Genomic DNA, 25994 nt, shown 5'->3' on the forward strand with positions numbered 1-25994 from the left:
GTTTCCAGTAAGCTCTTTCGAAAAATCACTTCTCCTTGAATTTGGTCAATAATACGGAAACTTTTGATAAAGCTCTTATTTCGTGAACGACATTTGGTTCGATCGTAACCAACACACCTACTTTTAGTTCAACCTCTTCCTTTTCCTCGCCGACAATTAATAGGCCTTTTCCCGCAACACATTGAATCGTAATCGGTTCGGCGGCTTTATGAGCATCCAAAATGGCTTTATTGCGTAGCGTGATTTGGACGATTTTTCGGCGATCACCATCAAAAAGCGGCGTAACCTCTTTATCTTTGCCGTCGCCGATTTTAGTTTGTAAATTCAACTTTTGCATATTTCTTTCCTGACTATTGACATTAAAACCGATGAACGTAATCATCAGAGCAACTCCTAAAACTACAGTTAAAAACAAAATTCTCTTCATTTTTGACAAACCCCCAACCTGCCTCCGAAACTTTATTAAGATTCAGACAGTTGAAAAATACTCGATTAGCCGATCAGATCATTTCCATCTGGTTGAAATCCGAAACCGCGCGCAAAGCGGGCAAAAACTAATCAAACTCATCAGTAAAAACGCAATTCGGTCAATCGCCGGGCCGCAATGGTCGGACCGGGAAAAATCCGTTGTTACCTCAGATGGTCGTATCATGCGGCTTAGCACGCGGCGTCGCCCTTGGGGTGAGGGTAGCGGTCAGACTGGTCTTCGTCGTTGTGGGCATTTAGACAAACAAAGTCCTTTTCGATCAATATTCTGAGTTCGGTTTGTTCGTCCGCAAGAAACGTTCCGGCAAGGCTAACCTCGTCGGAGTTGGCCCAGCTATTGGCGTCGGAGGCAGGTACGCGAACCACGATTATTCCGTCCGCAAAAGAGGCCGAAAAATTACTGTTGGGCGTCTTTTCGAGCAAGTAACCAAAGTCGTTTTTTCCTAGCCCAAACCGCACGTTGTCCCCGATGGTTCCTGTTTGATCAAAAGTCTCGACTTCGGAACGGGCCAACCGAAAACGAAGAGTGTTTTCTCTAATTCGAAGTTTCATGATCCATCCTCAACGCAAGTCTTAGAATAAGGAACGTAACACGAAGCACGGTCGCCGAAATATGATCCAGATCACTTTTTTTGCATATGGCTAACGGATAAGAGTGCGAAGATGCTCAGTCGTTTCGACGAATATTCTTCCGCCGACTATTTTCAGATATCCCTTTTCCGCGAGTTTTCGGATAGTCCGGATCGTGGTCTCGAGCGAAAGCCCTGCCATCTCAGCTATATCTTGCCGTCGATGGGTGATCTTCTTAACTTCGCCGGCATTCATTTCACCCGTAAGCCTCAAAATAATGCTCGCAACACGCTGCTCGGCGGATGGCGTGGCCAAAATCTGAACGGTATCGGCACGGTCACGGAGAATGCCGCACATTCGGTTAAGCACCAGGGAAGAAAATTCGGACGATGATTCCATTAAAGCAAGAAACTCACCCCGCGGGACCATTAGAAGCGAGCTGTTCTCGATTGCAACGGCTGTTGCGGGAAATCGCTTTCCGTCCATCGCCGGCGGAATTGCGAATATCTCGCCAGCCTGAAACGTGCCAATGATGATCTCCTTACCCGCCTCAGGATAGCGAACCATTTTGATCTTTCCAGCCAATATGATCGGCAAAAATGTGGCCGGATCACCCTCGAAAAAAACGTGCTCGCCGCCACCGAACGAACGTCTGCGTCCAATAGCAAAGAGACCTTCTGTTAGTTCGGCACTAAAATGGTCGGATATTTGACTCATGAACGTATGAAGCCCCCCAGCGATTCCCAAAACAATAGTTACATTTCATGAGCCAAATCATAAATCGAACGGCCGGAATTTGATATTTAATAAGGGAGCACGAGGGGACTCACATGAAGTATTTTCTCCGTACACTTTTACTAACAGGAAATTCGACTGTGATCTATCCCGTTTACGAAGGGCCTTCTACTCATTTTTACATTACTCGCTATCGATCCGGATCTTCTTTGACCGCGAGTTTTCACGCTGCCGATCCGCATAAATACGCGCACTGGTATTTTCGCCTGTAACGTTTCGAATATATGATAACTATCTAAGCCCAAGGAATTGCTCATTAGTTGTACGCACCATATTCTCTTTTAGGTTGGCACTCATTTTGCAGACGACAGATGGTTGCCCTATAGAAAAAACGAATGCCCATCGAGATCACCAAGCCAGCTACTTCGATTAATTATCGCAACCCGACCTTGATCGGGCTCGGGGCATCAATGGCTCTGACGGCACTTGTTATTGTCGGTTCGCGAAATCTTGAACATTTCGATTCGGCTTTATTCGGGTATCTGATCGCGAGTATCGTCGCGTTCGGCGCAATATTTTTCCGCTATGCACTTTGGCTCCAGCGTCCGGCGACGCGGGCATATTTTTCCAGAGGGTTGAAGCTTTTTTTCCAGCGAAAGAAATTTGCACGCAACACACTAGATGCCACAAAAACGGTTGGCATAAACATGCTCGCCCAGAAGTTTATCTTCAAACGGGCCAAATCAAGATGGCTGATGCATTTTCTGATCATGTGGGGCTGTATTTTGTCAGCGGCCATCACCTTCCCGCTGGTATGGGGCTGGATACACTTCAAACTTGAGAGCGAAACAGGCTACAAGGCCTACGTATTCGGCTTTCCAATGCAATCGATGGACGTCCACAGCGTACTGGCATTTTTCACGTTCAAGGCTCTCAATTTCACGGCTCTCATGGTGCTAGCGGGCTGTGCTATTGCGATCCATCGCCGATTAAAAGACCGCGGAGCAATTGCGGTCCAGCAATTTCTTTTGGATTTTGTTCCCCATCTTTTGTTGATCGCGATCTGTGTTTCGGGACTTATGCTAACGGCATCGAGTACATATTTCGGTGGGTATATGTACTCGTTCATTGCCCTGACCCATCAAGCGATAGTGATAATGACGCTTTTCTTCCTACCGTTTGGCAAGCTATTTCATATTGTTCAGCGTCCGGCGTCGATCGGCGTTGAGCTCTATCAACAGCGAGCGAAAGAAATGGAGCAGGCGAAATGTCGGCGGTGCGGCGTAGAATTCGCGTCTGTTATGTGGCTCGGCGATCTGAAGAGCGTCGTCGAAAAAGTCGGGTTTGACTACACAATGGAAAATGGTGAGAAGTTGCAGGATTATTGTCCGCGTTGCAAACGTGTAATCCGGGGCCTTGCATACTCCGTCCTAATGGATCGCCCCGATAAGGTCTTTCACGGCTCACGCTCCGGCACCGAATAGCAAATAATGTCAAAAGTTGAGAATCTCGCAAGTATCATTGATCGTTTCGGCCCTCATTTGCACGATGAGCCTATAGGCGGTTGGAGCGCCGAACGAAAAGTCGACAAGATGGTGCCCACCCACTGTCCGTATTGCGGAATGCAGTGCGGAATGAATCTGCTCGTCGAGAAGAATCATGTTGTTGGCGTAGAACCGCGTTACGATTTTCCGGTAAACGAGGGCCGATTGTGTCCAAAAGGAGTGACGGCGTATCTACAGACACATCATCCCGATCGGCTGGAATACCCGCTGATAAAACAAAATGGCAATTTCGAGCGAGCGAGCTGGGACGAGGCTCTCGATCTGATCGTGGCGAAATTTAAGGGGCTGCAGGAAAAATACGGAAAGGATTCAATCGCTGTTTATTCAGGCTCGTCGCTGACGACCGAAAAGACATATCTCGTCGGTAAATTCGCCCGCCTTGGTTTGCAGACCAGATACATTGATTACAATGGACGGCTTTGCATGGCGTCCGCTGCAGGCGGCAATAACAAGGCGTTCGGCATCGACCGGGCGGCAAATCCATGGAGCGATATACCGCACGCCGAGGTTCTGATAATCGCCGGAGCAAATTGTGCCGAAACGTTTCCGATCCTTAACGGATTTCTTTGGAAACAACGTGATAACGGCGGCGTCTGGATCGTAATCGATCCCCGCGAGACCGCGACAGCTCGTCAAGGCGATCTGCATTTACAGCTCAAGCCCGGAACGGATGTCGCCGTCGCGAACGGCATCTTGAATGTCCTCATAAATGAGAACCTCATCGATCAGGCATTTATCGACAGCCGCACTAATGACTGGGAAGCGGCCAGGGCGGCGGCATTGAATTATCCACCCGATGTCGCTTCAGAGATCTCCGGTGTCCCGGCGGGGAAGATCATTCAGGCCGCTCGCCTCTACGGTCGTGCAAAGACCGGAATGATCATGCATGCCCGCGGCATCGAGCATCATTCGAACGGGACGGAGAACGTGCTGAGTTACATCAATATCGCACTTGCGACCGGTAAGATCGGCTCGGAAGGCCGCGGTTACGGCACGATCACCGGTCAGGGCAACGGCCAGGGCGGCCGTGAGCATGGACAGAAGGCCGATCAACTTCCAGGCTATCGGTCGATGCTCAATCCTGAACATCGGAAGTACATTGCCGAAGTCTGGGGCATCGACGAATCTGAAATGCCTGAACCTGGCGTATCCGCCGTCGAGCTGTTTAACAAAATGCGGGAAGGCGAGATCAAAGGCCTTCTCTCGATATGCAGCAACATGATGGTCTCGCTGCCGGATACCAATCAGGTGCGGAAGTCGCTCGAGGGACTCGAATTTAACGTCTGCATCGACTTCTTTATGTCCGAGAGCGCCCGTTATGCCGACGTTGTCCTCCCCGGTACAACATGGTCCGAAGACGAAGGTACGACCACCAGCGGCGAGGGCCGCGTGATAAAGATCAATCAAGCGATAGACCCGCCCGGTGAGGCTCGCCACGATTGGCGCGCCCTCCAGGAGATCGCTCATAGGATGGGTCGCGGAAAGTACTTTCAATTTGAGTCTCCTCGGGAGATATTTGACGAGCTCCGAGTCGCTTCCAAGGGTGGGAAGGCAGATTATTTCGGGGTCACTTACGAAAAGATCGACAAACAGGACGGCGTGTTCTGGCCATGCCCAACCGAGGAAAGCACGGGGACGCCGCGTCTTTTCGAGGAACGTTTCGCTCACGATGACGGCAAGGCAAGATTTCACGCGATCGAGTACAAAGGGGCTGCGGAAAAGCCCGATGAGGAGTACCCGCTCATCTTTACCAGCGGTCGTATCGTTCACCAGTATTTGTCGGGCAATCAGACCCGGCGTATTGGCTTTCTTGTTCAGCAGTGTCCGGAGCCATTCGTTGAGATGCATCCTGAAACCGCAATGAGATACAAGATCAACGATGGCGAGCGGGTCAAGGTGATCTCGCGTCGCGGTGAAGGTATATTCCCCGCTCTGGTAGTAAAAACCATCAGGCCCGATACGATCTTTATCCCGTACCACTGGGGCGAGGAACTCGCGGCAAATCAGATAACCAACGCAGCACTCGACCCGACCTCGAAAATACCGGAATTCAAAGCATGTGCTGCTCGTCTAGAGAAAATACACACGAGAGAATTGCCGATACTGGGCGAGGTGCGAAAGGGAACGTCGCAAAATGAAGTGCAGAAAGGAAAATAGAGCATGAATGAAACGATGTTTATCGACCCGCAGCGATGCATAGGATGTAGGTCCTGTGTAGCCGCATGCCGCGAGTGCTCGACACACAAGGGCTACTCGATGATCTTTGTCGACTATATCGACCGCAGCGAGACGACCGCTACCATGCCCACCATATGTATGCACTGCGAAGAGCCGACTTGTGCGCTGGTTTGCCCCGCGGACGCGATCAAACAAAATGAAGATGGCGTGGTCATGTCTGCACTGAAGCCACGATGCCTCGATTGCCGCAATTGTGTGAACGCGTGCCCTTTCGGTGTGCCGAAATACAATTCCGCGATGCATCTGCAGATGAAATGCGACATGTGCTACGACCGAACGAGCGAGGGTCTCAAGCCAATGTGCGCAAGCGTCTGTCCGACAGGAGCAATTTCGTTCGGTACTTATGAACAGATCGTTCCGCTACGTAGAACTAAGCCCGTCAATGCTCACGTTTTTGGCAATCAAAGCGTTAAGACAAAAGTCTACATGATGCTGCCGACTGATGCTGATGAGGTAAGCGTCGACGGGTGCGGCGTTTTCGAGGGACAGATAGCGCTTGACGGAGCTAACGTAAGCGAAGAATCGTGGATAGATACTCAAGTGGAGGAATCCAATAAGAGCAATGAATTCTAAAGCATTCCATCAAGATACGATCAATAAGATACTGGCCGCGGATAATGAAATATCGGATGAAGTAAATGTCCGCACAGCGTCGGCTCCGTTTCAGGCCGAGTTCCCTTACGAACGAGACAGCGAAGCTCAGGTCACAAGGCGGGAGTTCTGCAACTTTCTCTTTTTGACGTCGAGTGCACTGTTTTTGGGCGCGGCTGGATTTGCAGGGAAATCTGCGTATGATGCCCGATCGCCAAGAACCTTTACGCCAGCGAAGATCGATGGTGCAATGAGCATCGAACCCGGATCAGCCTTGAATTTCGCGTACCCCTCGGAGGAAGATACCGCGATCCTGATACGCGACACCGACGGCACCTATGCTGCCTTTGGGCAGAAATGCACGCATCTGTCTTGCCCGGTCTACTATTCACAAGCAAACGACCGTCTCGAATGCCCGTGTCACAATGGTGGTTTCAGCTCCAAGACAGGCGAGGTATTGTATGGCCCGCCGCCGCGTCCGCTCGACAGAATTGAGCTTGAGACGATCAATGGTGAAATTTTTGCAGTTAAAAGAGAGGTGCGTGGCAATGAAGGATAACGCCAAGCCGAGAAGACCCCAGAGCCGCGGACTTGCCGCCGTTTGGCAGGCCCGGCTCGCGATGCTTGTAATGATCAACGTGGCTCAGCTCTGGATCCTATCGGCAGCGGTCGAGGCGGCTCTTGCTCAGTCGTATGGGCAGTTGGCACCGCTCGTTATTGCATCGGGAATATGCTGGCTGATCGCTCTGAGCATCTTTCTGTGGTGGCGCCCCGCCGGCGAAGGAGGTAGACGCTATTAACCTTCAATTCTTAAAACTAGCCGTTTTAGGCATCGCGGTAGGCGGAGCACTTGCGATCGGGGTTTACACCTTTGTGTACGCCAAGGGATATTCGTATCTTTCGAACGACCCTGGAAACTGCGCTAATTGCCACATCATGAATGAACAATTTGATGGTTGGCAGAAGGGTAGCCATAAGAACGTCGCGACCTGTAATGATTGTCACACGCCCCACGATACCGTTGGAAAATATATGACCAAAGCCTCGAACGGCTTTTGGCATTCCTATTATTTCACCACTAATACTTTTCATGAACCGATTCAGTTGACCGAGCGAAGCCGGCAGATCACCGAAGAATCCTGTCGGCACTGTCATCAGAATATGGTTGATGCAATAACCGTTTCATTAGATAAAAAGCATACGGATGAGGTGTCTTGTCTCAGGTGCCATCGTTCAGTGGGGCACTTACATTAAAAAATTGGCTCAGTTGTAATACTAGGAGAAGGTAGCATGGAAAACGAAGAAAACACGGTGTCTAAAAAAGCACCGGCCAAATCGAGGTTGTACGGAGGAAAGGTCGTGGTATCGGTCGCGTTTCTAGCGTTTGCCGCGGCCATTCTTGGCCTTGGGCTTCTAACAAATATTCTTGAGCGGAAAAATGAGGCTAAGAACCCTTTTTTTCGTGTGGTTGAATTGACCGACGATACGACCGACCCAGAGGTCTGGGGTAAGAATTTTCCTCTCCAGTATGATGGTTACAAAAAGACCGTCGATCAGGTACGAACTCGTTTTGGCGGCAGTGAGGCGGTTCACAAAACGCCAAAGGACTCTGACCCGCGATCGATGGTAGCCCAGTCGCGTCTGGAAGAGGACCCTCGATTAAAAACGATGTGGGATGGCTATGCTTTTGCTGTCGACTTTCGGGAAGAGCGGGGCCACGCTTTCATGCTGGAAGACCAGATGTTTACTGAAAGGCAGAATGTTGTTAAACAGCCTGGTAGTTGTATTAATTGTCACGCCTCCGCGTACGCTGCTTACAAGAAACTCGGAGGTGGCGACATCGTAGCTGGGTTTCAAGCACTCAACAAACTGCCGTATTTTGAAGCAAAGAAAGAAATTTCACACCCGGTTGCTTGTATAGACTGCCACGATTCACAAACGATGGCATTACGAATTACCAGGCCCGCATTCATGGACGGGATAAAAGCGTATAAGGCGTCTCAAGGGATCCAAAATTATGATGTAAATCGTGATGCAACTCGGCAGGAAATGCGGAGCTACGTCTGCGGTCAGTGCCACGTAGAATACTATTTCAAGGGAGCCGATAAGCAGTTGACCTATCCTTGGGAAAAGGGGCTAAAAGTCGAAAACATTATGGCCTACTATGATGAGGTAAAACACAAAGATTGGTCACACAAGCAAACTGGAGCCGAAGTTCTGAAAGCTCAACACCCTGAATTTGAGATGTTCAACCAGGGAATTCACTCAAGGGCAGGTGTTTCCTGTGCCGATTGTCACATGCCGTATAAACGTGAAGGGGCAATGAAAATCAGCGACCATCATGTTCGGAGCCCGCTCCTGAACATTAGCCAGAGCTGCCAAACTTGTCACAGTACGAGCGAAGCGGAGCTCAAATTCCGGGCCGAGGCGATCCAGGAACGCACTTTCAATATGCGAAACATTGCCATGGACGCTCTTGTGCAGCTCATTGACGATCTTAGGAAAGCGAAGGAAAGGGGCGCGACAGACGAAGACCTCGCAGCGGCACGAGACTTTCAGCGGAAAGCACAGTTTTATCTCGATTTTGTCGAGGCCGAAAACTCAATGGGTTTTCACGCTCCCGCCGAGGCGGTAAGGATCTTAGGCGAATCTGTGAATTTTACACGCCAAGGGCAACTGTCGCTTAAAAATGGAAAAACCCTGCTCGCTACAGCTGCCGCGCACTGATTTCTTCATACGATACCGAGAGTGGTTTAGAGACGTTCTAAGGGACAAAGAAGGGACACGGTATTAGACCATTACCTTTGTGCGGCGATTTGTCCGCATTCTCTGCGAAGTTCTTTGCGATTATGGAAACGAGCACGCCTCCTGGGGCAATCCGGATACTGATATTAAATACACTCGCGTTCACCGTATGTTTTTCGGCGTGGATGTTAAACGGCGTTCTTGTTACTTTTCTTTCGGTAAACCAGGTCTACAAATGGACCGCCTCTGAGATCGGTTGGCTGATGGGAATACCGGTTCTTGCAGGCTCTATTTTTCGTCTGCCTGCGGGTATGCTAACCGACAAGTTTGGTGGCAAACCAGTAATGACGGCGACCTTGCTCCTCTGTGCGGTCCCAATGTTTCTTCTTTCAAAGGTCGATTCATTTACTGGTTTCGCTCTGTGTAGTTTCGGATTTGGGCTTGTCGGTGTAAGTTTTTCGATCGGCATTGCCTACACCTCGGTCTGGTTCCCGAGGTCAAAACAAGGATTTGCTCTCGGTATCTTCGGAGCCGGAAATGCCGGTTCGGCCATCACCACTCTTGTAGCTCCAACATTACTCAACACGTTTACGGCAAACGGTTCGGACATCGATGCCTGGCGCAGACTGCCAATAGTCTATGCCGCGGTCCTTGCGGTTACGGGCGTAATATTCTTTCTGGCGACGACAAATAAGAAGCCGCTGTGGGTAGCGAAGACTTTTGCCGAACAACTCGCCCCTCTCAAGAATATTCGCGTGTGGCGTTTCGGACTGTACTATTTTCTTGTATTTGGCTGCTTTGTCGCTTTTTCGCAATGGCTCGTCCCCTATTTTGTAAACGTCTATTATTTGCCGTTGGTTACAGCCGGTTTGCTGGCCGCACTATTCAGCTTTCCCTCAGGTGTTATCAGGGCGTTCGGCGGCTGGCTGAGCGATCGTTTTGGCGGTCGAAAAGTGATGTATGGCGTCCTCGGCCTGTCGTTACTACTATCCGCTCTGTTGATAATTCCCAAAATGGAAATATCGTCACCGGGCAAGGGGGTCGTAGCCGAACGTGATGGCGTTGTAACAGGTGTCGACGCTGATTCTGTCACTGTGGACGGCAAAAGATATCAGGTCAATGCCAAAAAGGAAACGGGCTCGGTCGAACAAGACCAAATGCTTATCTTCCCTACAAAAGAGATATGGCAGGAACCCGTTGTACAGATCGGACAGGAAGTAAAACGAAAAGAACTGCTGGCGAAAGGGACCACCAAGATCTTTTTTCAGGCCAATGTGTGGATATTCGCCGGGATCGTGATGTTTCTGGGTATTGTCTGGGGCGTCGGCAAGGCTGCTGTATACAAACACATACCTGAATATTTTCCCGAGGAAGTTGGCGTCGTTGGCGGAATGGTTGGAGTTCTGGGCGGCCTTGGCGGTTTCGTAAGCCCAATCATCTTTGGCTATTTACTTGATGAAACCGGCCTTTGGACTAGTTCGTGGATGATGATGCTCGTCCTTTCAGCGATCTGTTTGGTCTGGATGCATCGCGTGATTCAGAAAATGATGCACGAGCAGCAGCCGGATCTGATGAAGAAGATTGAGGATTAAGGAAGTACTTTATGTCAGCCTGGTTAGAAAAATGGACCCCCGAAGATGCTGATTTTTGGGAAACAACCGGAAGCAAGATCGCCTGGCGTACACTGATCGTCACAACGACAACGCTAACGCTTTCATTCGCGACGTGGTTTATGATGAGTGCGATCGTCGTCAAACTGCCCGGGATCGGCTTTAAATTTTCCACCTCACAGCTCTTCTGGCTTGCAGCGATGCCGGGTCTTGCCGGCGGAACGCTCCGAATGATCCATACGTTTTTACTGCCTATCTTCGGTACGCGAAAGATCATAACCATCGCCACATTTCTCAAACTGATCCCATGCATCGGACTAGGTTTGGCAATAATGAATCCGGAGACTCCGTTCTGGTTATTTATGGTTTTGGCATTTTCTGCCGGGTTTGGAGGCGGCGACTTTTCGTCCTACATGCCCAGCACGAGCGTGTTCTTTCCAAAGCGATTGCAGGGTACGGCATTGGGCATTCAGGCTGGAATTGGCAACTTCGGCGTAAGTCTCGCTCAATTCGCGACACCCATGATCATCACTTTTGCGATGATCGGTGGTTCGCAGACGATCCAAACGATCGATCCAAATACGAAGGCAGTCACGGGATCAAATTCGATATGGCTGCAGAATGCAGCATTCTGGTACGTTCCCCTACTGATCATCATGGGCATCTTGGCCTGGCTGTTGTTGCGGAGCGTGCCCATTAAGGCGTCGTTCACCGAACAGCTAGATATCTTCAAAGACAAACACACCTGGTTTTGCACAGTCACTTACCTCATGACCTTCGGAGGTTTCTCCGGTCTCGCCGCAGCGTTCCCCTTGCTCATCAAAATTCTATATGGAGGCTTTCCTAACCCGCCGGATCCGCTCAAGTATGCATTTTGGGGACCTCTAATTGGATCTGCCAGTCGCGTCCTATTTGGGTTTGTAGCGGACAAGGTCGGCGGAGCGATCTTGACGACGATCTGTGGACTCGCACTAATTACAGGGACGATCACAATGATCGCGTTGGGTCTATTTGCACCGACATCGGTTGATCAGTTCGGACTATTTGTGACGCTTATGCTGACCCTCTTTTTCTTTACGGGAATGGGCAATGCCGCAACATTTCGCCAATTTCCGATCATTTTCGGACACAATCCGCGACAGGCTGCGGGCGTTATAGGTTGGACGGCAGCCGTCGCTGCTTACGGCCCATTCCTATTCTCGATGTTGATCAGCACAGTACTTTCGGCGACCGGAACCGTCGATCTATTCTTTATAGGCCTAACTGTATTTTTTGTAGTTGCCACCTTTATTAATTGGTGGTTTTACAACCGAAAAAACTGCGAGAGGCCGAGCTAAGCTTTGCTAATTTTACGGAAGTCTCTCTTGAGGCTGGTACTCCCGCCCATTCCTTAGCAGTAATAGAAGACGAGGAGACACTTTTAGAATACTTTTGAGGCAATGAGATTGATCGATGGATTTGTTTTGGCAGGCGGACAAAGCCGGCGGATGGGGCAAAACAAGACGGCACTGTTGCTCGGCGGCAAGACGCTTATCGATCGTGCGGCCGATGCATTGTTTCCCGTTGCAAACACAGTTTACGCGGTCGGTAATTTAACCCACCAAATTACTTCGCTTCCGATAATTCAAGATCATCCCATTACGGGAGATACCCGCGGAGCGATCGTGGGGTTATATACAGCGCTTGTGAACGCTAAGACCGAGTGGGTAGCCGTACTCGCGTGCGACCTGCCATTTGTCACTGGCGAATTGATGACTCGGATGGTAGACATTATGCGGCACGGCGCGGAGTTGCAAATGAACGATGTCGATGCCGTCTTCGCCGAACAGCCAGATGGACGCATTCAGCCACTTTGTGGGCTGTATCGTCGAGATAGGTGCCTGCCCGAGATTGAGAAAATGTTGTCAGATGGTGAATGGCGATTGCAGCAATTGGGGGTGCGACTCAAGACACGGGTAATTGGGTTTTCCGAGATCAAGGATATTCAAGGCGCCGAATTCTTGTTCTTTAACATGAACACACCCGAGGAATATCGATTAGCAGTCGAAATTGAAAAGAGATGCGACTCCAGTCCGTTTTAAGGCAGCCAATTCGCTAGGCCCCATAATCCAGGTTGTATGCGATCATGTTCCTTTCCCTTTTCATACACAATCCCTATTTGCTTATGCATGATTAGAAATTCTTTACCTCACATCTCCGGTTTCGTGGGCGACGCGAACGCTAAAATGTATCCGTCAGCATCAAGACTGTATGCAACCAACTCACCCCAGTCTCTAGGTGCCAGCGGGCTGAGTTCCTGGGCTCCGGCAAGGAGAGAGCGCTCGTGAAATGCGGCCGGATCATCCACCACTAAATAGATCTCGCCACGCAGAACGTCGGGCATTGAAGACGGATCGCCGATGCGACCTAACAGCCGTATAATCCCTTCCGACGGCATAAGGCCGAGAATCGTTTGTTCTCCAATCGAAAACTCCGTCATTCCAGGCACATCAAGAATAGGATCTTTCCCAAGAACCGTCGAATAGAATGCTGCACTATGCTTCTGGTCGGATACGTATAAGATGAAATGCACCTTCATTTTCCTCTAAACCTCGTGAAACTTAATTTCAGTACAACTTGCTGGCGGCGTTTTGCCAGAGTAAAGGGAGGCATCGCTCGCGTTTGCAACCGGATCTGATAGCTTGGACTCGTGGCCCCCTAAGTAAAGTAGTTGTACAGCCTACTTACCTTTTCTTGACGAAAGCTCCAGAAACGAGAAACATCAAACCGAAGAAAAATTCTCTAATTTCAATCCCGTCAACATACTTCGACAAGATCTGCCACGGCTCAGCGTTCGGTCTCGGCGTTGTTTTGAATGAGAGGTTGTGAAGCGTCTTCAATATCGGATTGAGGAGGTTTCCTGAGCGAGCACTCGAAGCTTTAGCTCCGAAAGCTACGACCCGCGCGCCAACCTTCAAGTGTAGCAAAATATTTTCCAACGCCCCTTCTAATGCATAGACATCAGGAGCCGCAAACATAACAAGACCATCGAATTCACCCGTCAAATTTGCGTCTTGCGCCGCAGCGACGATCACTTCTACATTATCCCAGTGGTTTGCCGCAATACGCCTCCGTGCGAGTTCGCTGTGCTTGGGGCTGATATCGACACCGACGACTTGGCCGGAGGGCCCAACCGCGTCAACAAGAAATGGAAAACTGCCTCCCGGACCGCAACCAACATCCAAAACACGGTCCCCTTCTTTGAGATTCAGGAGTTCGACAGCCTTTCGACGGACAGGCTTAATGAACGAGAAATCGAAGTTCGGGAATGGTTTCGTCAACTCAATCAGCAAGCGGCCATAAAGCGGCGTTAGTTCTTTGTCTTGTTTTTCCATCGAAACGACCTCTCTTGTTCAGTCAATCCCCAGAATTGCGTTAAAGAAAGAGACCACATGTCTCCAAACGAGGTAGAAAACGATCACCAAAACTGGGAAGCCGAAAGGAAACGCGCTCGCTACGACCGACGGGATTTCAACGTCAGTGAGCTTAGCTATTCCAAATGCTGTCATTGCCTGTACAAACGTAAGAAGTGCCCCATGAAGACCGATAGACAAATACCGATTTCTTCGCAATCGTACGTAAGCCATATTCCAAATGCCCCATAGATTTGGAACTATCGCCAAAGGAAAAACTATCAATCGCTCAATCGGGATAAGTTCGCTGTATTCGTGACGAGCAAACGTAAAAACAGTAACGAACAAAACAAGAAGAATCGTAGGGATAGTGATTCCTGCCATATATGCTCGAAGATAAGGATACGTTTTCATATGGATCTCCTGCGCTAGAGGTTGAACAGCAGCCCGGTAATCGCCTCCGGGACAAACAGGCAAAGAATCACGACAATGGCGACGAGGACGAAATCAAACCAGCGCACACGAATGCCCGAATCACTTAATTTTAGATGTACGCGAGGCCACAGATCTTGCGGTGGTTCCTGCTCGTCCATTGGAGCAATCGCGTTCCTAAGAAATTTGCTAAATTGTTCGTCATCAAGACGGTTCATGATTCTATACCTAGTTGTTTTAAGTGTTCGCGCAAAAGGCGTGTGGCCCGGAATAGACGCGACTTAACCGTTCCAACAGGAATACTCAGCGCCTCCGCAATCTCTTCATACGGTCTTTCTTCAATCAGTGCCAACGTTGCAGCCACTCGAAGTTTCGGTGGCAATTGGCTGAATGCTTGTTGAATCCGTTCCCGCGTATCCCGTTGAATCGCAGCATCGGGCGGCGTTTCAAGTGACCGATTTTCCTGAAATTGAACCTCCGGTCGAACATGTTTCAAATGGTCAAGAGCAAGATTTGTTGCAATACGTCGCGCCCAAGCCCCGAAACTTCGCGTTGGATCGAATCTAGCGTGAGAGCGATAAAGACGCCAGAATGTTTCCATTGTGAGCTCCTCTGCAACTCTCGGATCTCGAACTATTCGGACGATCCAGCCATATACTTCTTTCTGGAACTGCCGGAATAGTATTTCAAAAGCATCGAGATCGCCATGTGTGAACTTCTCTAGCAATTCCATTTCTTCTATTAAACTTACTGCCTACGTCGCATTTTGGTTCACTTTACCGACCACATTTCTGAAACAAAATATTTTTTCCGAGTCCAGTCAGGTTTTCCTGAAATTTGAAGAAAAAATATACGGGTCCTTGCCCCTTCGGCAGACAGAAGAAGAGACGTTTTCGGAACTCACCGCTCCTAGATTATTCTACGGTCTTTTCTTGAGCGAATTCAGCAAGACGACGTAAAGTGGGCGCAACGATCGTGGGCAAGTCTTGTCCAGCAATCTGTTATGAACGAGATACGTCAAATAACGACCCCCGACCGCCACTTCCGACAGGGCTCGTTATAAATTCCAATCAGAAGCAATTTGAAGCGCCGTTTCTTGACGGGCTCTTAGTCTGCGGTATCGAGCCTTTTTACCGCTTCCAGCAAGAGTTTGTCATCAGTTTGAGCGTAGACCGTTGTGATGCTCATGTCAGAGTGCGCAAACAGATTCTGCACTATAAGCGGGTTCGTATTTCGCCGGATTAGCTCGCTGGCGAAATAGCTGCGAAGATCGTGGAAGTGATAGTTCTCTTCTCTCGTTCCGCCTTTTTTGTTTATCCCAGCGTTACGGAGTGCAGTTTGCCATCGTTTACGGAAGTCTTTTACCGGGAACGGCAACTGTTTTTCATCGATCATCGCTTTCAATATCTTAGTCGCAGTTGCATTAAGCGGAACTAAACGCGGCGGTCTTCCTTTCGATCCAATGACGAATACATGTTCGTTTTCAAAATCGATAACATCTTCCGTGATCGCGACAAGTTGTCCGCGACGTAATGGAAGATTCACTGCGAGGACTATCAGTCGATAAAGCAGTGTATCCTTCTCCAACTCCGTCCAAAGCGCTTCCTTTTGTTTCGGATTTAGCAACCGTCTTCGAGGGGGCGGTTCCGGTAGAGCCTTCACGTATTGCATCGGGTTGCGTTCCAGAATTCCCTCTTCACACGCTAAGCTGAAGATCTTCGACAACGTGGACATGATCCGGTTGATCGACGCCGATGAGAGTGCACTTTCTTTCTTCCGTTTGTTTTGGCGAGTCTGAAGTTTGGTCCGGCAGTTTCGACAGTCCTGAGGACTGATGCTGGACAAAGTTTGCTTCTTGAAGTGACCAAGTAGAAGCCTTATATAAAGTTCCTTAGCTCCTTTGTTGACGTTGTTCTGCTGGACATAGGGCCGATATTTCTCGTCGATGAACGAGGCAAGAGTCGTGGTGGTATCGGTAACGTTATAGCTATGATCAAAGGACGCTTTAATGATCTGCCTCTCAGCCAGCTCAGCTTCCTGTTTGGTCTTCGCTTCGGGAATACTCTGATGAATGACCTTCCCTTTCAGCCGCTTATAGATCCACCATCGGGCTTTCGAATAGTCGGGATGGGAGGATGAGACTCGCTTACCGTTGTATCTTTTGTAGACAGACATATTCTTCGTTAGTAGATTTGCTCTGGTCAGTAGTCGAGGGACGTGACAAACCGGTGCCTCTCGCGTAGCCTTTCGCAAGTTCTATTCCGCTGACTGTTAGCCGCTTATTTGCTCGGAATCGGAGTGAAAAGGTGAAATTTGGAACGCCGATGCAACAGTTGGTTTTTCCTCGCACCGTGGTTGGTGCGTCTGTTCACCAAAACGGCTCTAATTTGAGGTGCAGAAGGTTGGTTGCAAAATGGAGGCGCTTTTTCTGACGGGTGGTAGGCCGTAAATGCGGCAATCAGGGGGCTTAGCAACCCGCCCTCTCGTGGCTGTGGAGAAACTACGAAAAATGGGACTTTCGGATTTCTCCGAAAGCCCCATGTTTATTGGTCGGGACGGCGAGATTTGAACTCACGACCTCTCGCACCCCAAGCGAACGCGCTACCAGACTGCGCTACGTCCCGAAACGTTAAATTTAGATTTACAGGAAAGGATTGTCAAACCCGACGCCCGGATGGGCCGATCTAGACTATCTACCGTTCTTTAGCATTGTCCGGAGCTCGAGCAGATGCTGGGCAAGATTCTTCAGCGCCTCGCGCTGATCTTCGCCAAGGTCTTTTTCGACCGCACGGACAGTCTTGACCGCCGTTTCGATGCGATCATCGAGAGTTATCTCATCGGCATCGTCCATCGGCTCATCGAAAAGTCCCGGAGCGTTGTCCGCCTTCGCTGAGACTGCGTCTTCGGGCGGTTCGGGACGGATGACCTTCAGCTTCGGGGCCTCGGCCCGCGATTCAAGCTGTAGCTTTTTTCGGGCACCGGCGATTGTGTAAAGATCTTCGTAAAGAAGCTCTTTTATCCGCAGGGCCGTTTCGACATCGCGACGTCGATAGCTGCGCTGGCCCGATCGGTTTTTCTGCGGCGAGAGCTGAGAAAACTCGGTCTCCCAATAGCGTAGCACGTGTGCCTGGACGCCAACGATCTCGCAGACTTCGCCGATCTTAAAATAGAGTTTTTCCGGTATGGCCACGGCTGCTTGCCCCATGATTTTCGCCTGAATTGTGTTAAAGTCAGAAGTAAATAAACCGCCGTTATTGTATGTATTTACGGCACTTGTGTCAATCTATTTAAATGCGGTCAGAATTCGACTTCATCCATCACATTAAGAAATTGCACGGGCTCGGCCGCGTCGGTGATGATTGCGCTGTTCTCCCAAAAGACGCCGAGACCGACATTTTGATCACCGCAGACATGCTCGTGGAGGCTGTCGATTTTCGGCTCGAATGGACAACGCCTGAGTTTCTTGGCCACAAAGCTCTTGCCGTATCGCTTTCGGACATTGCCGCGATGGGTGGCCGGCCGACCTTCGCGATGCTCTCGCTCGGCGTTCCAGAAAGCCACTGGAGCGGCAATTTTCTTGACGGATTTTATGAAGGGTGGCACGCATTGGCGAGAAGATTCAGCGTTGAATTGGTCGGCGGCGATGTCTCGCGTGTTCCCGAGAAATTTGTCATCGATTCGATCGTTTTGGGTGAGGTTTCGAAAGGGAATGCCATACTGCGTTCCGGAGCAAAGCCCGGCGACAAGATCTACGTCACGGGCTCGCTCGGCGGAGCTGCGGGCGGCCTGAAGCTGCTAGAATCCGGAACCAGGCACGATCAGGACTTGAGCCAAGCGGCACGGGAGTTGATCGAAAGGCAGCTTCGGCCGATGCCGCGTCTGGATCTGGCAGATCAGTTCCCCGCCTCGGCAATGATCGATCTAAGCGATGGTCTTTCGTCGGACCTTGGCCATATCTGCGAAGCCAGCGGCGTTGGAGCGGCGATCTATGCCGAACAGATACCGATCAACGTCCGGCTTGATTCGATTTTCAGTTCTCTCGACGAAAAACTGCATCTTGCATTAGATGGCGGTGAGGATTTTGAGTTACTTTTCACTGCCGATTCGAAAAAAATTTTACCGGCCGAAATTGCGAATATAACCTGCATCGGCGAGATCACTGCAAATAGTGGAAAGATTGAACTTATCCGCGACGGCGTGGCCTCAGAATTAAAGCCGAAAGGCTTCCAACATTTCCGCTAAAAATCCACCGACTGAAACTTTTTTTCGAAAAATGCTTGACAAGCGATTTTTTGTCGTGCTAAAACTCTTCACCTGTCGCGGAAAGTTCGCGGCAAGTTTTTTTGGAAGAAACGATATGACTCGAAGTTCGATACATACACCGAGAACATTCCCGACCCTCACGGCGGCCATTTTGATGCTGCCCGGAACGGGTTGGAATACGTTCGCGTGTGCGAGCCTCGAAATAGGCAATTATCAACCCAAACGGCGCGATCTTGATCGCACGGAACAACTAGATTGACACAGCGGGAGCGGCGTTCCCGCTCCCGAAACATCGAAAAGCGGACGAGAAGTTCTCGTCGCGAAGTTTTTAGGAGCGGTTACGCCCGGGTCACGGAGACCCAGGAGTAAGCCGCTCCTTTTCTTTTCGATGTTTGACAACTGAATAGCCGTTAACCAGTGACAAGGGACGAGTGGCGAGTGACGAGCTTATTGAGGCTTGTCACTCGTCACTATTCCCTCGTCACTGCTTTTAGGAGACGTAGCTCAACGGAATCAGAGCAGCTGAATACGAATCAGCAGGTTGTAGGTTCAAATCCTACCGTTTCCTCCAATTCTTCACGCATCGGCCGCCTATCGGCAAAGGCAGGCAGTCTGTAAAACTGTCGCTCATTCGAGCTGCGAAGGTTCGAATCCTTCCCGGTGCACCATCAACTTTTTTCGGGGTCGTCTAATCGGCAGGACGGCTGGCTCTGAACCAGTTAATGGAGGTTCGAATCCTTCCCCCGAAGCCAGAAGCAGTTGTCAGCGGTCAGGCGTCGGTCGTTAGACGAACACCATTCGATGACTCCCAACTGACCACCGACCACTTAGACAGAGCGTTCCGCAGATGGCTATACGGGCTTGTTTTGGAAACAAGTGTTCGCAGGTTCAAATCCTGCCGCTCTGACCAATTTTTCTGCACGCGTGGCCAAATCGGCAAAGGCGCCGGTCTTAGAAACCGGATATTGAAGGTTCGAATCCTTCCGCGTGTACCAACTTTTTCCGGGGACGAATGCAAAACGTCGAGCAAGCAGCCCTTCAAGCTGTTCCTAGCGGGTTCGAGACCCGTCGTCCCTTCCATTTCGATCTCGCGTATGTCGAACAAAGGACCATGTCCGCGGCCATCCCGGTTCCGGGCATCTCTCGTTGCACGCTTCATACGCCGGACGGGGAGCCGGATGCAATTGGCTCCCCGAAAAATTCGCGGGTGTAGCCAAGCGACCCAAGGCGGCGGACTGCAGATCCGTTCATCATCGGTTCAAATCCGATCACCCGCTCCACATGTTAGCTACGTGTTGCAACGCCGTGATACTGGAACGTGATCTCCCCATGAACTCCCCCGTCGAGAACAATCTTGGCCTTATCGATGTAAAGTACCGTCGGTAGAGCCGATTGCTTCGAGTAGAAGAGGAAGGCCATTACCGCAGTAGCAATGATCGGAGCCGGCCAAAACAAATAGCCGGTTTCGAACTGGAGCATCATTGCTACACCGGCCGCGAGCGAGCCGCAAAACAGCAAGATCGAGAACCCGCTCATCCATGACGCGAACCTGTATCGGTTCCAGCATTGTCGGCACAACGGCAGGCCGAGAGTGTGATTCTTTGACGTGATTGCAAGGACTACCAGAGCGACCAGAGGGCCGAGAAGGAATGAAAGATATGCGACTGGTGAGATCTTGCTAAAAACTAACACCCGGTCGGAAACCTGTTCGGACGTCTGACACTTGATGCATAGGACGACTGGATCGTCGTTACCAAACGAGTACCGGACGTTCGTAGAACTGAGAGATTCATCGTGATTATTGAAATGTGGCATTACGACTGGGTGAAAGGTGAGAACGTCTCGAATTTCATTTTAAGCATTCGGACGCCATTAAACAACAATTTTTTACACGCCTATATGTGGAACTTAGCTTAACCGACAAAGCACCTCACTGTGACTGAGGCAGATGCGGGTTCAAATCCCGCCGTTCCACCCAATACACCAAGGGACCGTGGCAGAAAGGCGTATGCACTTCCCTGTCGAGGAAGACGATGACGGTTCGAGTCCGTTCGGTCCCGCCAAAATTTCGAGGACGTTTAGCTGAGACAGATCAGCGTCGGCGTGAAGAGCCGAAGAGCTTGGCGCGATACCAAGAGCGTCCACCATTTCATTAGCCAAAAGGAGACAAGACCTATGTTTACACTTATCAGCCGAATTACGCCGGTGACGTGAATGCGAAGCTTTTCCTAGTTCGCTGAATTCGCGTCGCCACCGAAGCACCCGTTTTTCAGCACTAGAACATTTGAGGAAAAGACAATGCACAAGAAGTACCACATTCAGCGACGCGAGTTTCTGAACTTGAGGACCGACATGCGGGCGTACATCATCGCGGTAGTCGAAGACGCCCGCGAGAAACACGTCTGTTGCAAAGGTTCCGATGATTACAACGAGATCGCTCTTCGAATCGCTGATTGCAGCCAAGAGATAGAGCTTTACTTCGACCTCGAGACTTTTGAGGACCGGCAGAACAGCCTCCACAAGGTCCGACTGCTGGCTGAGGTGATCAACGAATTTCGTTCGGCTATCGAACGAGAGATCGAGGTCATCAACGCTCGCGACTCTGTTCACCGACACACTCGGGCAGCTTCGGCTGTCCACTAAATTCTCCCGCGGCGTCCCCGGCCGATTCACCCTCGGAATCGGCCGGGTTGAGAATCAAAAATATTTCGGCGGAACTTTCCGCCATCAAGTCTCACCACCACAAACGCGGAGTGATGGACGATGCGAGGGCTGCCGAATGCAATTGCTTACCTTGGCCCGCAATGGGCCTGTTCGTCGGCAGCCTGCTGATGCATCATCCTCACCGCGTTTGCCAACCAATTTTTTTCGGCCGCCCGCCGGTGGCCAAGCTGGTTAAGGCACTCGCCTTTTAAGCGAGGGAGCGTGAGTTCGAATCTCACCCGGCGGACCATTTTTGCGGTGTAGCTCAGCGGTAGAGCTCGGGGCTCATAATCCCGTGGCCGAAGGTTCGAATCCTTCCGCCGCAACCACTTTTGTTGACAGGTAACTCAGATGGTCAGAGTGCCGTTCTGTTAAATCGGAAGCCGCGGGTTCGAGTCCCGCCCTGTCAGCCAATTCACTTGATGGGAAAAGAAAAGGAACCGACGACCAGACCCACTTAGATCTTTTCCTTTTCGATCTTCAGAGAGTTCACGATCTTTTTCGCGTCTGGTAATTCAACCCGTGCGGCGGTGACCTGCAGGACAATTCGTTGTGATTTACCATTGAAGTAGCGTAAAGTTTGCCAGATCAAAATTATCTGGTCCTTGTTATCGAAATCTCGGATCTGTACCAAAGCTCCTCTTTGATCACCGATAGTATGATAGTCCGCATATTCCACCAGTGAGTTTTCCGCCTGCTGTCTTGTCTGATCGCCAATCAGGTCAACCGCAAGTAAATTTTCAGGTGTAGCGGATTCTGCGTCCATATCGGGTACTACCTTCGAAAAAGGCACGTTCCAATCTGTGACGGTAAGCTCAACGCTGGCGATCTTTGGTCCTTTTTTTGACGGAGCCGAACTCCAAGTCTTCGAATAAACGGTCCATGTGACTTCGCCGTTTTCCTGCAGAGACGAATCATCGCCCTCACTGGCTAGGTAAGCCGGCAACGAAATGCCGTCGATTCCCCATTTCTTAAGCTCAACCGCTTGCCATTGAGAAATTTCAGTGGCTTTCTTAGCTTCGGGGCCAGCACTGGGCGATTTCTGTCCACACGCAAAAGAGATCAAGAGCGCAAAAGCAAGCACAAGCATCATCATGCATTTCATAAATTTTCACCTAGTTAAGAATGTCGTCAAGACATCGTACACCAACTCTTTCGATTCCTCGATGTGATCGAATGACATCATTTAGTCTTTTTTCCTGATCTATAACCAAAAAAGGAGGACTTATGCCATATAACAAACTAAATATCAGCGGGGCGAAGTCGGATGTTCTGTCGTGGGTAACCCACGGGATGACGTTCGAAGAGGAGAACATGCTCCGCAACGTTTCGCGTCTGCCGTGCCTTTATAAGCACGTGGCGCTAATGCCGGACGCCCATCTGGGCAAGGGTTCGATGGTCGGATCGGTCATCGCGACGAAGGACGCCGTGATCCCGGCGACGGTCGGTGTGGACATCGGCTGCGGGATGATGGCGGTGAAAACGCCTTTCAAGAGCGGCATTCTCGACCGAAAGATGGCGGAGTTTCGCCACGAGATCGAGCGTGCTATCCCAACTGGTTTCAACGCTTACAAGGAATCGGTCGACGAGGCCTCGCGCTGGGATGCGTGGGAAACATTTGACGATCTGCACAAAGGCGTGCAGGACCGCAAGCGTAAGGCGATGGTCCAGCTCGGGACTCTCGGCGGAGGTAACCACTTCATCGAGGTCTGTCTCGATACGGAGGACAACGTCTGGCTGATGCTGCATTCGGGTTCGCGAAACATCGGTAAAGAACTTGCCGAGCGTCACATCGCGACCGCGAAATCGCTGCATCGGCTGAACGAACTGCCGTCGCCTGACCTGGCTTACTTCATCCAGGGAACTGACGAGTTCAAAGCCTATTGGCACGACCTCGACTGGGCCCAGAAATACGCGATGAAGAACCGCGAGATCATGATGAACCGCCTGCTGAAATCATTCAACCGAATGTTCGGTTGGAGCGCGGACACTCCTGTCCGCATGAGCGGCACTTCGTCGCGAACGGATGGTCTCGCCGGAGGAATCGGCGATGCGGACAAGAGTGTCCGCGCTCCGTTCACGGTCAACTGCCATCACAACTACGTCGCTCAAGAGGAGCACTTCGGCGAGAAGGTTTACGTTACCCGCAAGGGTGCGATAAATGCCGAAGACGGACGCTACGGTATTATCCCGGGCTCGATGGGAGCGAAATCGTTCATCATCAAAGGCCGTGGAAATCCGGAGTCGTTCAACTCTTGCTCGCACGGTGCGGGCCGTAAAATGTCCCGTACCAAGGCGAAGGCGAAGTACACGATCGATGATCTGAAAAAGCAGACGATGGGCGTCGAGTGCCGTAAGGACAAGGGCGTCGTCGACGAGATCCCCGGTGCCTATAAAGACATCGAGGAAGTCATGCGCGCGCAGCACGACCTCGTCGAGGTAGTCGCCGAGCTAAAGCAGGTCATCTGCGTCAAGGGGTAAGTGGGAACTCCGCCGTTTGGAGTTCCCGCTTAAGCGGGCTTCTTTTGGCCAAGGGCAACTTGAGATGGGGATCCAGTATCTTCCAAGTACTCCTTCTCGCGAGCATTCCACGCAACATGCCCAACCCAATACCCGGCAAGCAACGTGATAATGATTTTACTTGTGATACCAGGGAGAGTTAGCGGGCCGCCGTAAGCGACATCTACCAGTATCAGAAGACTGGTGCTCGTGAGGCAAACCTTTAATGCTGATGCAATCACGAAGTACCGCTTTCCCTTTGACCGCTTCGTTGGCCACTCGTTGACGCGTCTGGCGGCTTTCTTTGATTGCCAACGTCGGTATTTTGCCTGGAGATTTGTCATAGCATTGATTACAGCTTAGCATCGTTCTCAAAATCGGTTCAATAGATTTTTGATGCCACAACATGTCTGTTCCGCGGCCGGCGGGTACTACATCTGCTCGTTTCCAACGGCGACACCTCGTTGGCAAGGTTGGCCAGCTAAAGCTGGAACTCCAAACTGCAAGCGACGTTCGTTCAAGGGCCAGGCCTCCTGCCTTCCAAGCAGATGTCGCCGGTTCGACTCCGGCGCGGTGCTCCAAGTTCTGTCGCAATCTGCAACGCTTGTCTGCCGAGGTTGGCCAGCTAAAGCTAGAACTCCAAGCTCTGGCCTCCGACTTTATTTTGCGATGCTTTCGGCTTTTCTTTGAATCGCCGGGAGAAGGAGCAGGCGGATGGCTATTATGCCGAAGCGGGCCCATCGCCAGTAGCGTTTGAACTTGCGACGCGCTTCGTCGTCGGTGGCGACGGCGCGGACCTCGTGGGCGAAGAGGGTAACGTTCGGTTCGGCCTCGATGGTTTCGAGCGTCCATGCGATCTTGACCTGATCGGGTTCGTTACAGGCAGCAAAATCTTCGGGCGGGATCGCAGTAAATTTCACATCGCCGAACCACGGCTGGCAGACGGCACCGCAGATCAAAAGCCGGCCCGATTCTTCGACAAGCGTTCCCCACCCGAGTTTACGGGTCTCCTCGACGAGCCCCATCGAGTTGCGTTTGTCCTGTGTGCCGCCAAGAAGAAATTTGCGTGTATTGATGATCGTGCGAATCAGCCAGATCGATTGCATATCAAAGTCGTATGCCGTCTGCATCACGACCTCGGGCGGAGCCTTCACCCGCCGCTCAAATCTCTCGCGGACGTCGAACTCCGGAATGAAGTCGTCAATCGATGTCATCGCGAGTAATGTAGCACGAGCGAGGCTATGCGATCAGCGGTTGGCCGAGATGGACGAGCAGGCCGTTCACCGATTTTCTCGCAAGCGAACGCACGGCCGCAAAGGTTATTCCGCCTGATTCGAGAGCGATCTCGTTCGGCGTCATAAAGAGCGTGAGAAGTCGGTTGACAGGGTTGCTCTTTATCCACGCTTCGAGGTGGACGTCGCCTTCATCGGCCGAGATCTCGAGCATCGTCGGCAGTACGATGAGGCCCGATCCGTGTCGGTAAACACGCTTATTGCCGGAGCTTTCGATCAGTTCGAAGCCCTCTTCACCAGCCCATCGTTCGACCGAGGGCCAGATGTCTGTCGGGACGGAAAAATCGCGAATCGTTCGTGAATTCATCGTCTTAATAAATGTTGAGTTCCAGATAAATTCGTGGGAAAACAATAAATTAAAACGACAAGCATCGGTTTGTCGAGCGCGGAACGACTTCCTTGACCGCTCAGACGGCAAAGAAAATTAAGCTGTCGCGTTAGGACATCTTGCCCGAAGTCGCCAGCTTTCCGGCGATCCACGCGGTCGGAATGTAGGCGAATATGAGGTCAACCGCCACAAACCAAAACGGCGCCGGGATGAACCACGCGGCAAGTATCCCGCCGAGCATCGTAAACGCACCAATGCCGAGTGCGATGTTCATTTTGTGGCTCACCGCAAGCGAGGCCGCGGCGAATGCTCCAACGAATGAACCAAGCGCATGAGCCGCAAACGGAACGACGAAGTGCCGGGCCTCCATTAACGGCATCGCAGCGGCAATTCCTTCGGCCGTCGTCATGTCGGCTCCGGGCGGTGGAGGAATAACCATCGGGCCAAACATGACGATGCCCGTATTCACCAACGCTCCGGCAACGATGCCGACGATAACCGCGAAGATATTTCGTACCATTGCGTTCGATCGCTCCTAAATAGTC

At 51.0% G+C, this 25994-nt stretch carries 28 protein-coding genes and 12 tRNA genes; 24 read left to right on the forward strand and 16 right to left on the reverse strand.

Annotated features, from left to right (window positions below; translation table 11 throughout):
* Positions 1 to 25 precede the first annotated feature (25 nt).
* The 3 genes from IPM21_00285 to IPM21_00295 all read right to left on the reverse strand — a co-directional run bounded on the left by IPM21_00285 (position 26) and on the right by IPM21_00295 (position 1773).
* Positions 26 to 427, reverse strand: coding sequence for a hypothetical protein (locus IPM21_00285; protein MBK9162366.1), 402 nt, complete (start codon positions 425 to 427; stop codon positions 26 to 28).
* 230 nt (positions 428 to 657) lie between these two features.
* Entirely contained in the window at positions 658 to 1038 is a 381-nt protein-coding gene (locus tag IPM21_00290; GenBank protein MBK9162367.1) for a hypothetical protein, read from the reverse strand.
* A gap of 90 nt (positions 1039 to 1128) precedes the next feature.
* On the reverse strand, positions 1129 to 1773 hold the full coding sequence (locus IPM21_00295; GenBank protein ID MBK9162368.1) for a Crp/Fnr family transcriptional regulator: 645 nt from the start codon (positions 1771 to 1773) through the stop codon (positions 1129 to 1131).
* 413 nt (positions 1774 to 2186) lie between these two features.
* Between IPM21_00295 and IPM21_00300 the strand changes: the two genes are divergently transcribed.
* The 10 genes from IPM21_00300 to IPM21_00345 all read left to right on the forward strand — a co-directional run bounded on the left by IPM21_00300 (position 2187) and on the right by IPM21_00345 (position 12621).
* Positions 2187 to 3275 carry an MFS transporter gene (locus tag IPM21_00300; protein ID MBK9162369.1) on the forward strand — a complete coding sequence of 363 codons (1089 nt, stop codon included), beginning with the start codon at positions 2187 to 2189 and terminating at the stop codon, positions 3273 to 3275.
* Between the two features lie 6 nt (positions 3276 to 3281).
* The gene (locus IPM21_00305) at positions 3282 to 5513 is read left to right on the forward strand and encodes a nitrate reductase (protein ID MBK9162370.1); all 2232 of its coding nucleotides are present in this window, start codon (positions 3282 to 3284) and stop codon (positions 5511 to 5513) included.
* Between the two features lie 3 nt (positions 5514 to 5516).
* A complete protein-coding gene (locus IPM21_00310) occupies positions 5517 to 6167 on the forward strand; it encodes a 4Fe-4S dicluster domain-containing protein (protein ID MBK9162371.1) in 651 nt (216 codons plus the stop codon).
* Positions 6157 to 6744 carry a Rieske 2Fe-2S domain-containing protein gene (locus tag IPM21_00315; protein ID MBK9162372.1) on the forward strand — a complete coding sequence of 196 codons (588 nt, stop codon included), beginning with the start codon at positions 6157 to 6159 and terminating at the stop codon, positions 6742 to 6744. Before IPM21_00310 ends, IPM21_00315 begins: the two co-directional genes overlap by 11 nt.
* Entirely contained in the window at positions 6734 to 6985 is a 252-nt protein-coding gene (locus tag IPM21_00320) for a hypothetical protein (protein ID MBK9162373.1), read from the forward strand. The genes IPM21_00315 and IPM21_00320 overlap by 11 nt, the downstream gene beginning before the upstream one ends.
* Positions 6981 to 7439 (forward strand): cytochrome c nitrite reductase small subunit, encoded by a 459-nt coding sequence (gene nrfH / locus IPM21_00325; protein ID MBK9162374.1) that lies wholly within the window; start codon positions 6981 to 6983, stop codon positions 7437 to 7439. Before IPM21_00320 ends, nrfH begins: the two co-directional genes overlap by 5 nt.
* Before the next feature lie 36 nt (positions 7440 to 7475).
* Complete coding sequence (locus IPM21_00330) at positions 7476 to 8912, forward strand: ammonia-forming cytochrome c nitrite reductase subunit c552 (GenBank protein MBK9162375.1); 1437 nt, start codon at positions 7476 to 7478, stop codon at positions 8910 to 8912.
* A gap of 122 nt (positions 8913 to 9034) precedes the next feature.
* Positions 9035 to 10522, forward strand: coding sequence for an MFS transporter (locus IPM21_00335; GenBank protein MBK9162376.1), 1488 nt, complete (start codon positions 9035 to 9037; stop codon positions 10520 to 10522).
* A gap of 11 nt (positions 10523 to 10533) precedes the next feature.
* The gene (locus IPM21_00340; GenBank protein MBK9162377.1) at positions 10534 to 11877 is read left to right on the forward strand and encodes a NarK/NasA family nitrate transporter; all 1344 of its coding nucleotides are present in this window, start codon (positions 10534 to 10536) and stop codon (positions 11875 to 11877) included.
* Between the two features lie 102 nt (positions 11878 to 11979).
* On the forward strand, positions 11980 to 12621 hold the full coding sequence (locus tag IPM21_00345) for a molybdenum cofactor guanylyltransferase (GenBank protein ID MBK9162378.1): 642 nt from the start codon (positions 11980 to 11982) through the stop codon (positions 12619 to 12621).
* A 107-nt stretch (positions 12622 to 12728) separates the two neighbouring features.
* On the opposite strand, the gene IPM21_00350 is transcribed toward IPM21_00345, so the two are convergent.
* From IPM21_00350 to IPM21_00385, 8 genes are all read right to left on the reverse strand, one after another.
* Entirely contained in the window at positions 12729 to 13118 is a 390-nt protein-coding gene (locus IPM21_00350) for a VOC family protein (GenBank protein MBK9162379.1), read from the reverse strand.
* Positions 13119 to 13263: 145 nt separating this feature from the next.
* Positions 13264 to 13914 carry a methyltransferase domain-containing protein gene (locus IPM21_00355; protein ID MBK9162380.1) on the reverse strand — a complete coding sequence of 217 codons (651 nt, stop codon included), beginning with the start codon at positions 13912 to 13914 and terminating at the stop codon, positions 13264 to 13266.
* A gap of 18 nt (positions 13915 to 13932) precedes the next feature.
* Positions 13933 to 14346 (reverse strand): hypothetical protein, encoded by a 414-nt coding sequence (locus IPM21_00360; protein ID MBK9162381.1) that lies wholly within the window; start codon positions 14344 to 14346, stop codon positions 13933 to 13935.
* A 14-nt stretch (positions 14347 to 14360) separates the two neighbouring features.
* Positions 14361 to 14582 (reverse strand): hypothetical protein, encoded by a 222-nt coding sequence (locus tag IPM21_00365; GenBank protein MBK9162382.1) that lies wholly within the window; start codon positions 14580 to 14582, stop codon positions 14361 to 14363.
* Positions 14579 to 15097, reverse strand: a complete 519-nt coding sequence (locus tag IPM21_00370) for a sigma-70 family RNA polymerase sigma factor (protein ID MBK9162383.1) — start codon at positions 15095 to 15097, stop codon at positions 14579 to 14581. The genes IPM21_00365 and IPM21_00370 overlap by 4 nt, the downstream gene beginning before the upstream one ends.
* 374 nt (positions 15098 to 15471) lie before the next feature.
* A complete protein-coding gene (locus IPM21_00375; GenBank protein MBK9162384.1) occupies positions 15472 to 16539 on the reverse strand; it encodes a site-specific integrase in 1068 nt (355 codons plus the stop codon).
* Positions 16540 to 16911: 372 nt separating this feature from the next.
* Positions 16912 to 16988 (reverse strand) — tRNA-Pro (locus IPM21_00380).
* A 65-nt stretch (positions 16989 to 17053) separates the two neighbouring features.
* On the reverse strand, positions 17054 to 17569 hold the full coding sequence (locus IPM21_00385; protein MBK9162385.1) for a MerR family transcriptional regulator: 516 nt from the start codon (positions 17567 to 17569) through the stop codon (positions 17054 to 17056).
* A gap of 86 nt (positions 17570 to 17655) precedes the next feature.
* Between IPM21_00385 and thiL the strand changes: the two genes are divergently transcribed.
* From thiL to IPM21_00420, 7 genes are all read left to right on the forward strand, one after another.
* Positions 17656 to 18606: a thiamine-phosphate kinase gene (gene thiL / locus IPM21_00390; GenBank protein MBK9162386.1), complete on the forward strand. Its 951-nt coding sequence runs from the start codon at positions 17656 to 17658 to the stop codon at positions 18604 to 18606.
* Positions 18607 to 19120: 514 nt separating this feature from the next.
* Positions 19121 to 19198, forward strand: a tRNA-Arg gene (locus IPM21_00395).
* Between the two features lie 9 nt (positions 19199 to 19207).
* Positions 19208 to 19295: transfer RNA gene (locus IPM21_00400), tRNA-Tyr, on the forward strand.
* A 9-nt stretch (positions 19296 to 19304) separates the two neighbouring features.
* Positions 19305 to 19379 (forward strand) — tRNA-Gln (locus IPM21_00405).
* 80 nt (positions 19380 to 19459) lie between these two features.
* A tRNA-Pro gene (locus IPM21_00410) sits at positions 19460 to 19537 on the forward strand.
* Between the two features lie 8 nt (positions 19538 to 19545).
* Positions 19546 to 19622 (forward strand) — tRNA-Leu (locus tag IPM21_00415).
* Positions 19623 to 19830: 208 nt separating this feature from the next.
* Positions 19831 to 19907, forward strand: a tRNA-Cys gene (locus tag IPM21_00420).
* Positions 19908 to 19911: 4 nt separating this feature from the next.
* On the opposite strand, the gene IPM21_00425 is transcribed toward IPM21_00420, so the two are convergent.
* Complete coding sequence (locus IPM21_00425; protein MBK9162387.1) at positions 19912 to 20163, reverse strand: hypothetical protein; 252 nt, start codon at positions 20161 to 20163, stop codon at positions 19912 to 19914.
* A gap of 366 nt (positions 20164 to 20529) precedes the next feature.
* Between IPM21_00425 and IPM21_00430 the strand changes: the two genes are divergently transcribed.
* From IPM21_00430 to IPM21_00455, 6 genes are all read left to right on the forward strand, one after another.
* Positions 20530 to 20605: transfer RNA gene (locus tag IPM21_00430), tRNA-His, on the forward strand.
* A gap of 9 nt (positions 20606 to 20614) precedes the next feature.
* A tRNA-Asp gene (locus tag IPM21_00435) sits at positions 20615 to 20690 on the forward strand.
* 235 nt (positions 20691 to 20925) lie between these two features.
* Entirely contained in the window at positions 20926 to 21270 is a 345-nt protein-coding gene (locus IPM21_00440; GenBank protein ID MBK9162388.1) for a hypothetical protein, read from the forward strand.
* A gap of 233 nt (positions 21271 to 21503) precedes the next feature.
* Positions 21504 to 21580: transfer RNA gene (locus tag IPM21_00445), tRNA-Lys, on the forward strand.
* Between the two features lie 4 nt (positions 21581 to 21584).
* A tRNA-Ile gene (locus IPM21_00450) sits at positions 21585 to 21659 on the forward strand.
* 7 nt (positions 21660 to 21666) lie between these two features.
* Positions 21667 to 21743 (forward strand) — tRNA-Asn (locus tag IPM21_00455).
* Between the two features lie 44 nt (positions 21744 to 21787).
* Here the strand turns inward: IPM21_00455 and IPM21_00460 are convergent.
* On the reverse strand, positions 21788 to 22435 hold the full coding sequence (locus tag IPM21_00460) for a hypothetical protein (protein ID MBK9162389.1): 648 nt from the start codon (positions 22433 to 22435) through the stop codon (positions 21788 to 21790).
* A 122-nt stretch (positions 22436 to 22557) separates the two neighbouring features.
* Between IPM21_00460 and IPM21_00465 the strand changes: the two genes are divergently transcribed.
* Positions 22558 to 23811 (forward strand): RtcB family protein, encoded by a 1254-nt coding sequence (locus IPM21_00465; protein MBK9162390.1) that lies wholly within the window; start codon positions 22558 to 22560, stop codon positions 23809 to 23811.
* 677 nt (positions 23812 to 24488) lie between these two features.
* Here the strand turns inward: IPM21_00465 and IPM21_00470 are convergent.
* From IPM21_00470 to IPM21_00480, 3 genes are all read right to left on the reverse strand, one after another.
* Positions 24489 to 25043, reverse strand: coding sequence for a hypothetical protein (locus IPM21_00470; protein ID MBK9162391.1), 555 nt, complete (start codon positions 25041 to 25043; stop codon positions 24489 to 24491).
* A 25-nt stretch (positions 25044 to 25068) separates the two neighbouring features.
* Positions 25069 to 25428, reverse strand: a complete 360-nt coding sequence (locus IPM21_00475) for a hypothetical protein (GenBank protein ID MBK9162392.1) — start codon at positions 25426 to 25428, stop codon at positions 25069 to 25071.
* A gap of 130 nt (positions 25429 to 25558) precedes the next feature.
* Complete coding sequence (locus tag IPM21_00480) at positions 25559 to 25969, reverse strand: hypothetical protein (GenBank protein ID MBK9162393.1); 411 nt, start codon at positions 25967 to 25969, stop codon at positions 25559 to 25561.
* Positions 25970 to 25994 lie beyond the last annotated feature (25 nt).

The organism is Acidobacteriota bacterium, from assembly GCA_016716435.1.
In the GTDB taxonomy this organism is placed as follows: domain Bacteria; phylum Acidobacteriota; class Blastocatellia; order Pyrinomonadales; family Pyrinomonadaceae; genus OLB17.

What these genes read in the sequence shown, in the direction of transcription:
- IPM21_00285 (MBK9162366.1), bottom strand. Translation starts at nt 427, where the DNA reads ATGAAGAGAATTTTGTTTTTAACTGTAGTTTTAGGAGTTGCTCTGATG.
- IPM21_00290 (MBK9162367.1), bottom strand. Translation starts at nt 1,038, where the DNA reads ATGAAACTTCGAATTAGAGAAAACACTCTTCGTTTTCGGTTGGCCCGT.
- IPM21_00295 (MBK9162368.1), bottom strand. Translation starts at nt 1,773, where the DNA reads ATGAGTCAAATATCCGACCATTTTAGTGCCGAACTAACAGAAGGTCTC.
- IPM21_00300 (MBK9162369.1), top strand. Translation starts at nt 2,187, where the DNA reads ATGCCCATCGAGATCACCAAGCCAGCTACTTCGATTAATTATCGCAAC.
- IPM21_00305 (MBK9162370.1), top strand. Translation starts at nt 3,282, where the DNA reads ATGTCAAAAGTTGAGAATCTCGCAAGTATCATTGATCGTTTCGGCCCT.
- IPM21_00310 (MBK9162371.1), top strand. Translation starts at nt 5,517, where the DNA reads ATGAATGAAACGATGTTTATCGACCCGCAGCGATGCATAGGATGTAGG.
- IPM21_00315 (MBK9162372.1), top strand. Translation starts at nt 6,157, where the DNA reads ATGAATTCTAAAGCATTCCATCAAGATACGATCAATAAGATACTGGCC.
- IPM21_00320 (MBK9162373.1), top strand. Translation starts at nt 6,734, where the DNA reads ATGAAGGATAACGCCAAGCCGAGAAGACCCCAGAGCCGCGGACTTGCC.
- IPM21_00330 (MBK9162375.1), top strand. Translation starts at nt 7,476, where the DNA reads ATGGAAAACGAAGAAAACACGGTGTCTAAAAAAGCACCGGCCAAATCG.
- IPM21_00335 (MBK9162376.1), top strand. Translation starts at nt 9,035, where the DNA reads ATGGAAACGAGCACGCCTCCTGGGGCAATCCGGATACTGATATTAAAT.
- IPM21_00340 (MBK9162377.1), top strand. Translation starts at nt 10,534, where the DNA reads ATGTCAGCCTGGTTAGAAAAATGGACCCCCGAAGATGCTGATTTTTGG.
- IPM21_00345 (MBK9162378.1), top strand. Translation starts at nt 11,980, where the DNA reads ATGAGATTGATCGATGGATTTGTTTTGGCAGGCGGACAAAGCCGGCGG.
- IPM21_00350 (MBK9162379.1), bottom strand. Translation starts at nt 13,118, where the DNA reads ATGAAGGTGCATTTCATCTTATACGTATCCGACCAGAAGCATAGTGCA.
- IPM21_00355 (MBK9162380.1), bottom strand. Translation starts at nt 13,914, where the DNA reads ATGGAAAAACAAGACAAAGAACTAACGCCGCTTTATGGCCGCTTGCTG.
- IPM21_00360 (MBK9162381.1), bottom strand. Translation starts at nt 14,346, where the DNA reads ATGAAAACGTATCCTTATCTTCGAGCATATATGGCAGGAATCACTATC.
- IPM21_00365 (MBK9162382.1), bottom strand. Translation starts at nt 14,582, where the DNA reads ATGAACCGTCTTGATGACGAACAATTTAGCAAATTTCTTAGGAACGCG.
- IPM21_00370 (MBK9162383.1), bottom strand. Translation starts at nt 15,097, where the DNA reads ATGGAATTGCTAGAGAAGTTCACACATGGCGATCTCGATGCTTTTGAA.
- IPM21_00375 (MBK9162384.1), bottom strand. Translation starts at nt 16,539, where the DNA reads ATGTCTGTCTACAAAAGATACAACGGTAAGCGAGTCTCATCCTCCCAT.
- IPM21_00385 (MBK9162385.1), bottom strand. Translation starts at nt 17,569, where the DNA reads ATGGGGCAAGCAGCCGTGGCCATACCGGAAAAACTCTATTTTAAGATC.
- thiL (MBK9162386.1), top strand. Translation starts at nt 17,656, where the DNA reads ATGCGGTCAGAATTCGACTTCATCCATCACATTAAGAAATTGCACGGG.
- IPM21_00425 (MBK9162387.1), bottom strand. Translation starts at nt 20,163, where the DNA reads ATGAGCGGGTTCTCGATCTTGCTGTTTTGCGGCTCGCTCGCGGCCGGT.
- IPM21_00440 (MBK9162388.1), top strand. Translation starts at nt 20,926, where the DNA reads ATGCACAAGAAGTACCACATTCAGCGACGCGAGTTTCTGAACTTGAGG.
- IPM21_00460 (MBK9162389.1), bottom strand. Translation starts at nt 22,435, where the DNA reads ATGAAATGCATGATGATGCTTGTGCTTGCTTTTGCGCTCTTGATCTCT.
- IPM21_00465 (MBK9162390.1), top strand. Translation starts at nt 22,558, where the DNA reads ATGCCATATAACAAACTAAATATCAGCGGGGCGAAGTCGGATGTTCTG.
- IPM21_00470 (MBK9162391.1), bottom strand. Translation starts at nt 25,043, where the DNA reads ATGACATCGATTGACGACTTCATTCCGGAGTTCGACGTCCGCGAGAGA.
- IPM21_00475 (MBK9162392.1), bottom strand. Translation starts at nt 25,428, where the DNA reads ATGAATTCACGAACGATTCGCGATTTTTCCGTCCCGACAGACATCTGG.
- IPM21_00480 (MBK9162393.1), bottom strand. Translation starts at nt 25,969, where the DNA reads ATGGTACGAAATATCTTCGCGGTTATCGTCGGCATCGTTGCCGGAGCG.